Origin of the sequence: Legionella bononiensis (assembly GCF_016786215.1) — a bacterium.
Taxonomy (GTDB): Bacteria; Pseudomonadota; Gammaproteobacteria; order Legionellales; family Legionellaceae; genus Legionella; species Legionella bononiensis.
Genome location: NZ_JADOBG010000022.1, coordinates 168,992 through 184,318, shown reverse-complemented (window position 1 = coordinate 184,318; position 15,327 = coordinate 168,992). Strand labels below are relative to the sequence as shown.

The following is a 15,327-nucleotide window of genomic DNA, read 5'->3' as shown; positions in this document are numbered from 1 at the left end:
TATGACGCATCTCGACTGGTTAGCTCAACTGATTGCTTTCGATACTACTTCGCGCAATTCGAATTTATCACTCATTGAGTTTTTGGCTAATGCTTTTAGTGATTATAAAATTAATCCTGTTTTAATCCACGACAGCAAAGAACCCAAAGCCAATTTGTTAGCTACTCTACCTGGTAAGAACGGCAGGATGAATGGTGGAATAGTTTTGTCTGGTCACACCGATGTTGTTCCTGTTGATGGACAAAATTGGGACAGTAATCCATTTCAGGCTACTATTAAGGAAAACCGCGTTTATGGACGTGGTGCTTGTGATATGAAAGGATTTATTGCAGTTGTAATGGCTTTAATTCCGAAATTAATGAATATGAATTTGTCTTTTCCTGTACATTTTGCCTTTTCATATGATGAAGAAATCGGTTGTTTGGGTGCTCCTCATTTAATAGACAAAATATTAGAGCTGAATTACAAGCCTGATGCCTGTATTGTTGGCGAGCCCACATCCATGCAACCGGTTATTGGGCATAAAGGCAAGCAATCCTACCGCTGCCAGATCCATGGTGTTGCAGCACATTCCTCTTTGACAGATCAAGGTTCCAATGCAATTGAGCATGCTGCAACCATGATCAGTTATTTGAGAGGAATTGCTACAGAGTATAAAAATAAGGGATTTCAGGATCCTTCATACGATGTACCCTATACCACCTTGACTACCAATCTGATTAAAGGCGGTAACTCCTATAATACGATACCCAGTTTATGTGATTTTATATTTGAATTTAGAAATTTGGCTGTAGATAACCCTGACGAACTCCATCAAAAAATTGTTTCCTTTGTTGATGAGCAATTAAGGCCCGTTATGAAACAGGAGCAGCAAGCCGCTGATGTTAACCTCGAGACTATAGCAAAAGCACCAGGTTTGGACACTAATCCATCAGAACGTATTGTCCAGGCTGCACAAATCATTTGTCAAAGCGATAAAGTGCTAAAGGTTGCTTATGCTACAGAGGCTGGATTATTTCAGCAAGCACAAATTCCCACTATAGTCTGTGGCCCGGGCAGTATAGAGCAGGCTCATCGCGCCAATGAATACGTTGATATGGGGCAATTGGAGACTTGTGAGCAATTTATAGTCGATCTTCTTCACTCGCCATTTTTACAGGATACGCAGTCTGATTATCCCTAGAGCAGAGCTGTATTTCCAGATTATACAAGTACTTTTACAGGCTATTCACAAAGTTATGCACAGAATTTGTGGATAACCTGAGCTTGAGTCAGGCTGATTATAAATTAAATTAAGCATTATTTATCAATAACTTAAGTAAATTGCATATTACCCCTTGATCTTGTTGATTAAATATGAATTTAATTTATCCACATCAGAGTAATTCACTTTTTCTATTAATTAGACAGTACGTTTAGAGTGTGATGACACTAATGACTTCGACGTCCCGCGATGGGCTCTCGAGATCCGATTTGATCTTGAGGAACACATAATGCCTGTTAATGATACTGAATCTTTGGATCCCGCGAACCCATATCGAGACGTCAGGATTTATTTGATGAATTGTCAACAGTCCCTGAACGGTTTGTATCAGATTCAGAATGGTGTATTGTAATTTAATTTATCATGACTATAATGCGTTTTTTTTGTTCAGAAGGGGTTGTCGTGCCTAAATTTATTTTTGTAATTGGAGCAACGGGATCTGGGAAATCAACAGTTTCAACCGAAATGGAGCTCTTGATAAAAGAGCGGGGGTTCAGTGTTGCTACTTTGAGCCTGGATCATTATTATCTTCCTAAAAGCAGATTGGATCCCAATAAACCTAAGAATTTCGATATTCCGGAAGCTTTGGAGCAGGAATTGATTATCGATCATCTAATCGCTTTGGAATCAGGAAAGACTATTGCAAGACCGACCTATGATATGGAACCCAGTGATCGAGTTCCTGGCGGAGAGGTTGAATTTCCTCCGCAGGATGTCATTATAGTTGAGGGTATTTTTGCTGGAGAATATTCGCGGTACCTCAAAAGAGACACGGAACAATTAAAAGTCTATTTACATTCGCCACAATTAAAAGATAACTACACGAGAAAAGAAGAGCGGGACAGCGTTGTACGAGGGAAATCGGCTGAACACATCAAAGCAATGAAGTCCAAGCAAATGTTGTGTTTATTTCAATACATCGCGCCACATATGACCACAGCTCATATTGTAATTCAAAATGAGTGGCAACCAGCGGCCAGTTCAAGTGATGGTCAATCTAAAACATCAATGATTATTGACGATAAACTGGATCGACTAGTGACCTTTTTATCATCAGATGTCTCGTCTTCATTGGTTTATTAACACATTGTAACAAGCAACCCTGATTCAAAGGACTGATTTATGACAAAGCATTATGCTTTACGAACACTGACCCAAATTCCCTCGGGAATATGGGTATTGGGTTTTGTCAGTATGCTAATGGATATTTCTTCTGAAATTATCCATAGCCTCTTACCCGTATTTATGGTGACTGCATTAGGTGCCAGTATGGTCACTATAGGACTTATAGAGGGTATTGCTGAAGCCACTGCATTGATTGTTCGGGTGTTTTCAGGGGTACTCAGCGATTATCTGGGTAAACGGAAGAACATTGTTTTATTGGGTTATAGTCTAAGCGCTTTGACCAAGCCATTATTCGCACTGTCATCATCAGTAGGATTGGTTTTTGTCGCTCGTTTTATGGATAGAATAGGAAAAGGAATAAGAGGAGCCCCTCGAGATGCATTGGTTGCTGATTTGGCTCCAGTGCACTTGCGTGGAGCTTCTTTTGGCTTGCGGCAATCTCTGGATACTGTTGGTGCTCTATTGGGACCATTGCTAGCCTTTGGGTTGATGTTATTGTTTGCCAATAATTTCAGAGCAGTTTTCGCGTTTTCCATAATTCCTGCTTTAATTGCTGTTCTATTAATTGTACTCGGCGTTGAAGACGCTCAGTCCTCTTCTGAGCGAGAATCGGCCAATCCCGTGGGTTTACATTATATAAAACAGTTGCCAGAAGCTTACTGGTGGGTTTGTATTGTAGGCGGGGTTATTGCGTTGGCTCGTTTTAGTGAAGCTTTTCTGATTTTACGCGCTCTGCAGGGAGAGATGACTTTTGCTCTGGTACCTGTGGTGTTGGTTGTGATGAATCTGGTCTATACCTTGTCTGCCTATCCTGTTGGTTGGCTGGCGGATCGTATGCGGCATGTACATTTATTAACTTTTGGATTAATTGCTTTAATTTTTGCTGATCTGATATTAGCTCTTGGCAATCAGTGGTATTTTGTGTTGACAGGTGCAGGTTTTTGGGGATTGCATATGGGGTTAACTCAGGGATTGCTTGCCGCCATGATTGCAGAAACATCTCCATCGCATTTACGTGGAACTGCTTATGGAGTTTTTAATTTATTGAGCGGTGTTGCTTTGCTTCTGGCAAGTATTATAGCAGGGCTTTTATGGGATAAACTTGGGGCGTCTTATACTTTTTGCGCTGGTGCTGCATTTTCTTTAATCGCATTAAGTGGTTTAGTGTATGTAAAATATAAAGTGGTGTGATTTTTTAATCTGATTGATTGGGGATATGATTTATATCTCTGCCTTATTGATTACTCAATCTCCTTAAAGTATAATTTTTGATCTCAAAGTTCGCCGAGATTCAACTATGTCCAAAAATGCTCTTTATAATTTAATCAATGCCAGAAAACGTTTAGCTCAATTTGAGCTCCCAAAGGATGTTAATCTATTGGCGCGTACCCATAGGTTAGGCACTGATTATTACTTATTCGAATTACCTTTAGAAGATGAGCTGGTTATCGGGGAGTACCGTTTAATCGGTCACCATCTTAGTGTCTATGCAGAACCTATTGGAAAATTGGATTATAAAAGCCAATATCATTATACGGCTTATTTTGAAAAAGAAGGCATTCAGTACAGATTACATGTTTTTTTTGATTCACGGGATTATTATTTTAATCAGCCCTATTTTGCAGAAATTATTGCGGAAAATGAATTTAAAACAATTAATTGTCAGGAACATGATGCGGCGTTTCTTATGTTGGCTGTCAATGCTACCCGGGAACTTGTTGCGAATTTAAGAGAATCTCAGGCCTTAGTCCTTAAATCATTGGAAGCAGAGTACGATGAGCTGGAAGCCAGGATTCTGGTTTTATCTGAAAATATACAGCTAAATAAAGCAGCTTATCTGAGTACTCTTCAACAGCAAATCGAATTATTAAAACAAATAGTTCTCTATTCTAATCATCCTTCATCAATAGAGGGTAAAATTAACTGGTTACGCATTACTGAAACCAATATCGGCTCGATGGATGCAGAAGCTACTTCCAGTGAAAAAGATGAAAAAACTGAAAAAATTGAGCGTAAATCAACCGCAGAAAAAAATGGCACAGGTTATCAAGTCACCCATTTTAAAAGTCATGCTTCTAAAAAATCTCTGCCTGCAGAGGTTGAGCGTAAAGAGAGTTTTTCAACTGTTATTCAGCAGTTAAGTTCGCGTGCTGTTGTATGTCAAACTATGCGAGATGAACTACTGGTGAATAATGTAGAGAAACTCTACCTGGATGCGTTAGGACTTGAGTGGGTATTGGAATCCAAGCATCATTATGAGGTTACTCTAAAGGATTTAAATGATTTAAGAGCGCTTCAAAACAGCATCAAGCAATTGGGCATAGGCTTATTGCTTAGAGTGTTAATTAGAGAAAACTATGAGCAAGCAGCTAAATTAAGTACTTTCTATCAGATGTTGCCGGAAAAGATAGTTATCTTAGCGTTACAAAACTATAAAGATAAATTATTGGATTTTTTACTTAAAAATAAAATTTTTCCAATTCATTTAAAAAATATTACTATTGCGGACGTAGTGTACCCCTCTATAGTTGATTATTGTTTCAGAAATGCAATAAAAGACCCAAGAGCGTTGACATGCCTTGATACACTGGTTAAAAATGGGGTTTCCCTGATGGATATAGAGGCCAGTTCAGGGTTGCCATTTGCTGCTATTCTGCTTTTGAATCCTAATCATGCTTTGCGAGAGGTATTGGAACAAAATGCCAGTCTTACTATTAACAATCATTTGTTCTATAAACAATTGAATCAGGTACTTCGTCTGATAGCTGCAAAATCGACTTGTTCTTCTGATCTCAAGACAGAGATTACCATGTTAATCAGCTCAAATCAGAGAAGGATTGACATGTTAAAACATCATATTCATTTAAATGAACCTGAAAGAGCTCCGCAATATCTTGAAGAAACGCTTGGTGAACAGATGATACAGCAGCTTCAAGACGATCCAAAAATTCGTTATTATAAAAATGCAATTGAACAACGGGTTGCTCAGCTAATCCCAAGATTACCTCGTAATCAACGTAGAGCGATCGTTGATTTAACAAAGGTGAATTTTGAATTAATAGGTAATTCATTAAACAGAATACAGAACTTCTCAGAAGTACGTTCATTTGATGAAATTAGAAATGATGTTGTGGAACAGCAACGTCTTATATTGGAGTTTATTGAACTGAGAGATGAATTGATTGATAATGAAAAAGTGATTGAAAACATGATCAACGCCCAACGTAAACCCACAAAAGATCAAAGGAAAGTAGTAAAACGTGTAAAGGAGATTGGGGATAGATTGGTTGAAATCCAGGAATTAATTGTGAAGACTGAGAGTAATTCAACTCAGGCGATGCAGGATAAGGGCTTAACCGTATTGTTAGAAATGAAGAAAGTCATTGAAGGTGTGGAAGGATTACGTTCTGATGCGGCTAAGGAATCCTCTGAGTCCAGTTCTGAACCACCAAGGGTTGACTCATTGCAGGCTTTTGGCGTTTTTTTAAGCATACTTGAAAACGCACAAGCTCAGCAATCTTCAAGCAGTTCAAATGATGGTAACGATATGCTCAATGTCTGCAAGATATCTTGATTAGGAGATGAAGGACAATTGATTGATTGGGTTATTGTTCATAGACCAATAACCCATTTAATCGGAGCTTATTCTTATTTAAAACTCAAGGTTTTAAATTGTGGAAACGGTTGATTCAGATACATCTTCATCTGATGATTCACATAGATCCTGATAAAATTGCTGCAGATTTTCCAGCAGTTCCTTCAGGTTGTCACAATCAAAAGTTCCTGATAAAGCCTTCTTGGTTAACTGGATGTATTCGTCAGTATAAATATCGTATTCCTCAGTCAGGTCAGTATCATTTATATGCTCATATTCCTTGATTTTGGTTAATAAATCATCAATATCGACCTTGATTTTATTGAATTCTTTTTTGGTACCATAAACAGGAGCCGCTTTAGGCTTTTGCCATTCATACAGCAGAATTAATAAAATGACACTGATGGGGATCAATGAGATTAATCCTAAATAAGCCATTGAATTTGAAGAATAATCCGGAGGCGTATATCGTTCTGGACACATATGGGAATTTGCATCGCAGATTGGTTCGGTCAAGGTGGATGATGTTGGTGCGAATAGTGTAGGGTAGTGATGATAAGTGTTTTGGGATGGCATTGATTTTAATGGAGGTGTTTCAGGTTTTGCGGCGAGAGTTAGAGATTCAGGAGCACTGGGACCGATTCGTCCTTGCTTGATATGTTGATTTTTAACCCATTGATGCATTGTTCCCATAAGCTTGTCCAATTCTTGTGCCTGTCCTGAAATCATCTCAAAAGAGGTGTCTTTTATTCTGGGTTCATTGAGATGGGAGAGTACCTGGTTAACCTGACTTTTAAGTGCTTTGTTTGTTTTTAGCAGATCAGAACTGCTGGAAGGAAATTGTGATAAAGTATCATGATTTTTTCTAAAAGTTTGCAGTTTTTCCTGTTCGGACGTGAACAGTCTTTTCCATACAGATAAATCCTGTTCTTGCTGTATGGCTTTATGATACGCCTGGGTATTATCCTGAAGAATAGCATCAATATGGTGGGAAGATTCATCGATAAAAACATCAATTTGATTGAGCAGAGAGAGCATTTGTTCTCTAAATTGATGGATTGTATAGACCTCTCCTGCCTGTCCCAATAGATCCATGATTTGAGCGACTACTTTTTGAAATCTATCAAGTTCATCCAAATCTGAAATGGCGCTGGCATAATGAGTTAAAACATGTTCATCCATTGAAATCAAATGAAAATCAGGACAATTTTTTAATTGTTCCATCGTTAAGTGAAGTACTGGTGCTGATTCTGCAACCAATTCGGTAGATTGTTTGCCGCATTTTTTTGCAGACTGTGTGGGATAAGCCTTGGTATCGGCAATTTGTTCCAGATTAAAATCATAGGGGTGGGGATTAACGGGATTTATATTGAGCGCGAAATGTAAAATTCTATTTCTGTCCGTAGACAATTTTTTAATGGTTTTTGATAATTCTCCAAGTCGTTCTCTGAGCAATTGAGATTCTACTAAATGGGTTAAATGAGGGTGAATTTTGTTATCAATCACGCCGCGAAAATTAGCCAGAAACAAACGATCTGAGCCTTCCAGAGGCGAAATATTTTTTTCAATTGTCCGTAAGTAATGAGTGAGAGCCTCTAATTGATCTTGAACTTGCTGGATGTTGGTATTTTGACTTAATCCTTTAAGAATGTTGTTTACATCCAGAAGAACAAAATTCATGGGTTGATTTAAATGTTCTGAAGGCAGTTCCTGATTTCTTAACAGAAGATAGTCCCCTACATTTTGCATCAGATCATACAAGGATGGCCACTGCAGTCGTTGGGAATCAATGGGTTGAACATGAAAATCATCACGGGTTAATACGTGGCGCGTTTTGAACGAGTCGGAATAAAACCACGCATGTTCATAGACATTAACCAATGCCTGGTCTTTTTCAGCAAACCACGAGCTGGGGTTAGCCAAATAATCCGGATGTATTCCTGATTTTGCGCGAATCGTTAAAACCCATTCACGAAAGTTTAATTCCTGCTCCGTATAACACGATTCAGAATGAAGCCAAAATCGAGATTTATTTGGAGTTGGTCTATATGATGCCAAATGTTCCTTCTTTTCCTTTCCCATACTTCTCACTCCTTGAGAAAGCAAATAACCCTAAGGATATTGCCTGGTTTATGATAGGTTGTTTTACAGCCTGGTAAGAATATCTATAACCAACTAGGTTATTTTTATACCAATTAATTTGATAACATTCTTTTATTTAATAAGCAATAGTTCTTTAGTTGCACATCAATCTTACCTTCCACAGCAACAGGTTTTTTGTTAAATTAGGATTTTTGATTTTTATGGATTTGCTATGCCATCATTTGATATTGTTTCTGAAATAAATGAAGTTGAATTACGGAATGCTGTAGATAATGCTACCCGTGAAGTGGGAACCCGTTTTGATTTTCGCGGTGTTGAGGCAACAATTGAACTTAAAGAGCTCACGGTTACCTTGCGATCAGAATCGGATTTTCAGGTACGGCAGCTGGAAGATTTATTTCGCAATCATTGCACCAAGCGTAATCTGACTACTGCTGGAGTGGATATCGAAGATGAGCCTGTTCATATCGGTAAATTTTATTCTCTCAACATGACTTTTAAGCAAGGAATCGATCAACCTACAGCCAAAGAAATAATAAAATACATTAAAGAAAGCAAGGCGAAAGTTCAAACATCCATTCAGGGAGAAAAAATACGGGTCACAGGGAAGAAACGTGATGATCTGCAGGAAACGATCGCATTATTAAAAAAATCAGATATTGAATTACCACTGCAGTTTGAAAATTTTCGGGATTAATCACTTTAATTAAAATCAGCGTCATGTGGGAGCGTTTTCAGTGCGCAGACAGCTCCCCATAAAACTGTTTTTCAACATCGTCTTGCGGTTATATAAATACACCTCTTTGACACAGGCTTGGGTATAAGCCTTTGCTAAATCTTCGTAAGTACCCATTTTGTGAATAAAAATGTAGTTGGATGTTCGTTACGAGAAGCTATTCGATTAACTTAAGACCAGTAGCCCAAGTTACAAATCATTCATGTTATTAAAGAAGCGGTTGTCAAACATACTGAAAGACACATTGATTTTGATATACTTTGGAATACTTCTAGGGAAGAAGGAAAGATCTTTTAATAAAATAAATGAAGAAACAAAGTCAGTAGGTATCGTTTTTGAAACTCGTTTGGTAGTGCTCAAGCTCTCCGAAGGGTGACTTGCTGAAAAAGTTCTAACAGAAGCAGATGCATGGCATACAGTTGTACTTTTTATTGGATCGCACGGACGTCACGCCTATAGCCATTTCCTTTTGGGCAGTGTATCAGAATGTGTGATGAGAGTTGCAACCATGCTTGTACTGTTAATCCGAAGTCAGTAAACTTTACTGCGAGATTAACAATAGTATCATTGAATATCTGATTAATTATCTTATTTAATACATAGTATGTGGTTTAATGTAAATGATCAGCCTCGTTAAGAGAGGGTTAACTTAACGGAAGAAAATAATGGCGACTAGAAAGATAAGGATATTACATTGAGTGATACAAAGTCTACGATAGAAAGCCCTACTGGTTTTGCTCTTTCTATAGCTGCATTGGGTATTGTTTATGGCGATATCGGAACCAGCCCTTTATATGCTATTCGCGAATCGCTGGATGGGCTACCCATTAATTTAACAGATGTACTCGGTGTTTTGTCTCTTATTTTCTGGTCACTTATATTTGTTATTTCTATAAAATATCTTGTTGTTTTATTTCGTGCAGACAATGATGGTGAAGGTGGTATTCTGGCATTGTTAGCGCTTTTAAAGCAATTTCTTGGCGACAAAGCGAGGTTTACTTTTTTAATTGGTATTTTTGGTGCGGGTTTAATGCTAGGTGATGGCATGCTCACTCCAGCCATTTCTGTTATCAGCGCCATTGAAGGTTTTTATGTTATTGCCCCTTCTTTATCAAATTGGGTCATGCCCCTGACGTTAATTATCTTAATTGCTTTATTCTCTGTTCAATCTTATGGTACTGCAAAAATTGGATTTGTATTTGGACCTATTATTTTTATTTGGTTTGTAATCCTGGCACTATTGGGCACGACGCAAATTCTTCATAATCCCATCGTTCTTAAAGCCATTAATCCTTTGTATGCCATTGAATTTTTTCGCGAACATGGCTGGAAGGGGTATGCACATTTAGGTGGAGTATTTTTGGTTGTTACCGGAGGGGAGGCTCTTTATGCCGACATGGGGCACTTGGGGAAATATCCCATACGTATCAGTTGGTTTATGGTAGCGTTACCTGCTTTATTACTTAATTATTTTGGTCAAGGGGCTTATTTACTGAATCATCCTGAAGCCATTGTAAATCCTTTTTATTTGATTGCACCTAATTGGTTTTTAGTTCCTCTTCTTATTATCGCCACTATGGCCACGATCATTGCTTCACAAGCGGTCATTTCTGCTACCTTCTCATTAACAAAACAAGCAGTTCTATTAGGTTTATATCCTCATTTACCTATTAAACAAACTTCCGATGTCCAAAAAGGACAAATCTATGTTCCACAAATGAATTTTATTCTGGCTATTGGAACGATGATTTTAATTCTTACTTTTAAAAATTCGAATGCGCTAGCCCATGCCTATGGAATTGCAGTCAACTTGGTCATGATACTAACCAGTATGTTAATTGCTTATTTTGCGATCAAAAAGTGGCAATGGAATCCCTTCATTATCATTCTTATGTTTTCGTTTTTTGGAGTTATTGATCTTGCTTTCCTGGGCGCTAATATTCAGAAGTTACTCACAGGAGGATGGGTTCCCATTACATTTGCGTTAGCATGTGCATTCATCATGTACACATGGCAAAGTGGAATGCGTTATTTGCGTGAACATTATTATATAAAAAAAGATGAGCTATCAAAGGTATTAAAACAACTTGATTATAAAAGTATTACTAAATTGCCTGGAAAGACCATAGTCTTTATTACTGATATTTATGATAAAAGTGGCGGTAGCCTTCTGCATTTTTTGAAATTTAATCAAGTGTTACCAGAGCATATTCTCGTTGTTAATTTTACTGTCGAAAATATCCCTTACGTCTCTTCGGCCAATCAATTTGAAGTAAAATGTCTAAGTAAAAATATTTGTGAATTAACTTTGCATTATGGCTTTATGGATACTGTCTCCATTCCTCAAGCATTGTATGTTGCTAATGATAGGAATATATTGCCTTTTTCTTTGAATATTGAAACAGCGTCCTATTTAATGGAAATCCCCACTGTTCTTGCGTCACGTCAAAAGAAGACAATGGAATTTTACTGGCAGGAGAAATTATTTGCGTTTCTAGTTAGAAATTATTCTATTAATATAAATATTGAGTTTTATCAATTACCTTATAATAGAACTATGGCTCTAGGCACTTATTATATCATTTAGTACACTATAGTTAAATCTTGCTTTGGAAGGCTATAGAATGAAATTAGTATGAAAAAATCGATTGCTCAACTTTTACTATATATTACTTTTAGTGTTCTTATAACGCCAACGTGGGCTGAGGCCAGAGACGCTGAACCGACTTCTGTTTCCTTACCTTATCCTTCAATGACAGGCCCCCTTGTTGCTAATTCCAATCCGTATGACATCGAAATAGAGCCACTTGGAACGATTGATATTACCGGAACTATAAGCGGCCTTGGTCTGTGGCAGAATAATCCTGTGATGGGAAATCCTTCCACGCTGTTAGATATAGATAATGGCCAATTATTTATTCAGAAAATCAAAGGATTGTTACAGTTTTATGTTCAGGCAGGGGGCTAGTCCTTACCATCTCTTGGCACTTCTTATCTGCACATGAACGATACGACTCGTGATTTTTTCGGTCCCGTTCCAGTGGCTTTTATCAAATTAGTTCCTAGTGATAATTTTTCAGTAATGGCGGGCAAATTATTCACTCTCATCGGTGGTGAGAATACCTTTACCTTCCAAAATTTTAATATCGAACGTGGATTGCTGTGGAATCAGACTAATGCTGTGAATCGAGGTGTACAAATGAATTACAGTCAGGGGACTTTGAGTGGCTCGATTGCTTTAAGCGATGGCTTTTATTCTGGGCGCCTTAACTGGCTTTCTGGGCTAATTACTTATGTTATTAACCCCCAAAATAGCTTAAGCATAGTTGCTTCTGGTAATATCAAACATGATAACGAATCCAGTTTAGTAACTCCATTAGTGCAAAATAACAGTCAGATTTATGATTTGATTTACTCTTATACCTTCGACCGATTAACGATAAGTCCTACATTACAATTTACTCATGTATCTAAGGATATCAGTATAGGGCTACTGGACTCGGCATCGACTTATGGCGTTGCTTTAGCAGTTAAATTTATTTTTAATACTCATTGGAGTATCACTAGTCGAGCTGAGTATATTGATACAACTGGTGGAACCAATGTGGCCTATGGTCCTGGCAGTAATGCCTGGTCGCTGACCCTAACACCAACTTACCAGCGAGGTATCTTTTTTGCACGCGGTGAGGCTTCCTTGGTGCAAGCAAATAATATTACTTCGGGTTCTGCTTTTGGTCAGAATGGAACGAATCACTCGCAAGGCCGGCTTCTTTTTGAAACAGGTATCTTGTTCTAGAGCGTTACAAGACATTTTTATTTTGAATGAATAACCTCTTGACATCTTATATAGGGGGAAATTACAGAACCGGGGCAATTGTATACACACTCCATTTCATTTACATTTTGAAATTTAGAAAAAATTATTGATATTCAATAAGTTGCGCAATTACAGTTAGAGAATGAGACCATCAATGCCCGATCTATAAACTTTGCTGAATAAGAGGTGTAAATATTGATGATGATAAAGCAGTATTATATGGAATTAACCCCTTATTGGAGCTGTGTTCTGGATTGCTTCACTTCGTTCACAAAATCGAAAGTTTATACTGAGTTCTAGATAATTATCTACGCTAGAATAATGAGGGAATTCCTCAGGGTTTATACCGATTTTTCGGAAAATGAGTTATTTTCTGTTACACTTACATACGCAATCTCTTCGAATTGATCTGCCGGTAACGGTTTGCTGAGAAGAAATCCCTGACCTATTTGGCATTTTTTTGCAATAAGATATTTTAATTGTGCTGCGGTCTCTATCCCTTCAGCAACAATGCTCATTCCCAGTTCGTGAGCTAATTTGATTATAATATCAACCAAGACTACCTTATCTTTTTCATTATGAATGTCGGAAACAAAGTCTTTATCAATTTTCAACGTGTCTATTGGCAGCATTTTAAGCCTGCTAAGGGACGAATAACCCTTTCCAAAGTCGTCGAGTGAGATTTTTACACCTAAACTGGAGATGCCATTGAGTACCGAATTGACATCTTCATTGTCACCCATCAACAGACTTTCAGTAATCTCAAGTTCCATGTGTTCAGATGGAAAATTACTGTCTTTCAACGTGTTTTTAAGGTTTTTTAGAAATTGATTATTTGCTAATTGGATGGGTGAGATATTAATGGAAAAAGCAAGTTTATTGGTGTAATTCATCATCCATTTCATTATTTGCTCGGAAGACTTTCTAATGATCCATAAACCCAGATCAATGATTAAGCCAGTGGTTTCCGCAACAGGGATAAATTCATTAGGAGAGACGTGTCCCAAGGTGTCACTATTCCATCGTAACAGCACCTCGGCACCGACAATCTCCATAGTTAACAAATTAAACTTGGGCTGATAGTACAATTCAAATTCGTCATTTTGGAGTGCTTTACGTAAATGTGCTTCAACTTCCGATTCTCGATGTTGCAAATAGCTGAGTTGTTCAGTATAAAATTGATACGTGTTTTTTCCACTCCGCTTTGCTTTGTACATTGCCAGATCCGCTCTGATGAGCAACTCATCGGAATTAGTGCCATCATCGGGATAAATGGAGATACCTATGCTTACTGTAACGGTAATTAATTTGCCATTTATGGGGTAGGGACTATTTAATTCATTTAATATGCGTTCGGCAAGTTGCCGAGCTGAAGTATGGGTTTTCAAATTGGGTGATATCAAAGTAAATTCATCACCACCCACTCTGGATAGAATGTCACCTTTTCGGGTTAACAAAATCAATCGCATGGAAAATTGTCTGAGCAGCTCATCACCATGGACATGACCAAAGGTATCATTAGTTGCTTTAAAGTTATCCATGTCTATAAGCAAAAGAGCCACTGAAGTATGCGTTCTGGCAGAACTTGAAATCGCCTTATTCAGGAGTACTTCAAATTCTCGTCTGTTGTATAGATTGGTTAATGAGTCATGAGATGCGATATAAGTTAATTCATCCTGCTTAATCTTTAAAGCTTTTTGCGCTTTTAAAACCGCGGTGTAGGAAAATACGTAATTAATTACCAGACAGGTGCAGGGTATAAAATAACCAACAAGTTTGAGTACATAGGCAATATTATATGCACTGTCGTAAGGGGAACTGGACAGGATCATAATATAAAATGACGTCACTATTTGAGTAACGGCCATATAGAATATACAGTCAACCAGAATATTTGGGTGCGTTTTATAGGCTTTTGGGTAAATGAATATCATCAATATTAAATAAATAAAGACTGAAATTAATTCATAGGGGCGAGACAAAGTTAAGTCAGAAAACCACATTTCCGGGAGTTCAATTACTCCGGTTGCATAATATATAATAGTGATTGCAGTCAGTACCAGGAAGGTTGTCAGTAAAATAAAGGTAGTAAAACTAACATTTTGTTTGTCGCTGGAGGTAATCAGCATAATTAAGCCAACACCTAGTATTAATCCGCTTATACTATTGGAAAAGATCCAGATTAAAGCATCCAGATTATTTTTTTCTTTATATTCAAGGGATAAGCCATCAATAACCAAAGTATGCAGGGCTTCTGTAGATCCGGAAAATAAAACGGCCAGTCCTATAATTAAAGCGATTTTATCATTGCTTAATCTGTATTGGGTAAACGCCAGTAAAACCGTTACTGCAGCGAGCGAGAAACCTGACCATTGTAGAAGGGTTTGTCTGAAATAACCGCGGATCTGGGATTCAATAAAGAATGAATTGAATTCAGTTCCTTTGTTTAATTTATTGGCGATTGTGCTAAAATCCAATCCGAAATACAAACCCACATAGGGAAGACCTAATAACAGGATAATGATCAAAACTAAGAATTGAGGTATTCGTTTTAGATTGGCTTCATTAAATACAAATGAATTTTCCATTTAAGTAGATCTCTCACTCTATTGGTCTGGTGAATGCTTTTAGGGTTCCTTATATAAAATCTAGCATAGAAAATCAGGAATATCCTTGAAATCCTAATA

General features: G+C 37.6%; 10 protein-coding genes and 1 pseudogene. 9 read left to right on the top strand and 2 right to left on the bottom strand.

Annotated elements, in window-relative coordinates; all coding sequences use genetic code 11:
* The first annotated feature begins 1 nt into the window (after position 1).
* The 4 genes from argE to IZU94_RS14565 all read left to right on the top strand — a co-directional run bounded on the left by argE (position 2) and on the right by IZU94_RS14565 (position 5,963).
* Entirely contained in the window at positions 2–1,183 is a 1,182-nt protein-coding gene (gene argE, locus IZU94_RS14580; RefSeq protein WP_203112142.1) for an acetylornithine deacetylase, read from the top strand.
* A gap of 483 nt (positions 1,184–1,666) precedes the next feature.
* Positions 1,667–2,347 (top strand): nucleoside/nucleotide kinase family protein, encoded by a 681-nt coding sequence (locus tag IZU94_RS14575; protein ID WP_203112141.1) that lies wholly within the window; start codon positions 1,667–1,669, stop codon positions 2,345–2,347.
* Between the two features lie 39 nt (positions 2,348–2,386).
* On the top strand, positions 2,387–3,580 hold the full coding sequence (locus tag IZU94_RS14570) for an MFS transporter (protein WP_238400457.1): 1,194 nt from the start codon (positions 2,387–2,389) through the stop codon (positions 3,578–3,580).
* A gap of 106 nt (positions 3,581–3,686) precedes the next feature.
* The gene (locus tag IZU94_RS14565; protein WP_203112138.1) at positions 3,687–5,963 is read left to right on the top strand and encodes a hypothetical protein; all 2,277 of its coding nucleotides are present in this window, start codon (positions 3,687–3,689) and stop codon (positions 5,961–5,963) included.
* 93 nt (positions 5,964–6,056) lie between these two features.
* On the opposite strand, the gene IZU94_RS14560 is transcribed toward IZU94_RS14565, so the two are convergent.
* Positions 6,057–8,066 (bottom strand): hypothetical protein, encoded by a 2,010-nt coding sequence (locus tag IZU94_RS14560; protein WP_304601807.1) that lies wholly within the window; start codon positions 8,064–8,066, stop codon positions 6,057–6,059.
* A 232-nt stretch (positions 8,067–8,298) separates the two neighbouring features.
* On the opposite strand from IZU94_RS14560, the gene IZU94_RS14555 reads away from it, so the two are divergent.
* From IZU94_RS14555 to IZU94_RS14535, 5 genes and pseudogenes are all read left to right on the top strand, one after another.
* Positions 8,299–8,784 carry a YajQ family cyclic di-GMP-binding protein gene (locus IZU94_RS14555; protein ID WP_203112126.1) on the top strand — a complete coding sequence of 162 codons (486 nt, stop codon included), beginning with the start codon at positions 8,299–8,301 and terminating at the stop codon, positions 8,782–8,784.
* Between the two features lie 430 nt (positions 8,785–9,214).
* Positions 9,215–9,361, top strand: a pseudogene (locus IZU94_RS18465) (universal stress protein); the annotation flags it as partial.
* A 156-nt stretch (positions 9,362–9,517) separates the two neighbouring features.
* Positions 9,518–11,410 carry a potassium transporter Kup gene (locus IZU94_RS14545; protein WP_238400456.1) on the top strand — a complete coding sequence of 631 codons (1,893 nt, stop codon included), beginning with the start codon at positions 9,518–9,520 and terminating at the stop codon, positions 11,408–11,410.
* Positions 11,411–11,458: 48 nt separating this feature from the next.
* Entirely contained in the window at positions 11,459–11,791 is a 333-nt protein-coding gene (locus IZU94_RS14540) for a hypothetical protein (protein WP_203112124.1), read from the top strand.
* A 33-nt stretch (positions 11,792–11,824) separates the two neighbouring features.
* The gene (locus IZU94_RS14535; protein WP_203112121.1) at positions 11,825–12,619 is read left to right on the top strand and encodes an outer membrane beta-barrel protein; all 795 of its coding nucleotides are present in this window, start codon (positions 11,825–11,827) and stop codon (positions 12,617–12,619) included.
* Positions 12,620–12,981: 362 nt separating this feature from the next.
* Here the strand turns inward: IZU94_RS14535 and IZU94_RS14530 are convergent, their stop codons facing one another.
* Entirely contained in the window at positions 12,982–15,228 is a 2,247-nt protein-coding gene (locus IZU94_RS14530) for a bifunctional diguanylate cyclase/phosphodiesterase (protein WP_203112118.1), read from the bottom strand.
* Between the last annotated feature and the right edge of the window lie 99 nt (positions 15,229–15,327).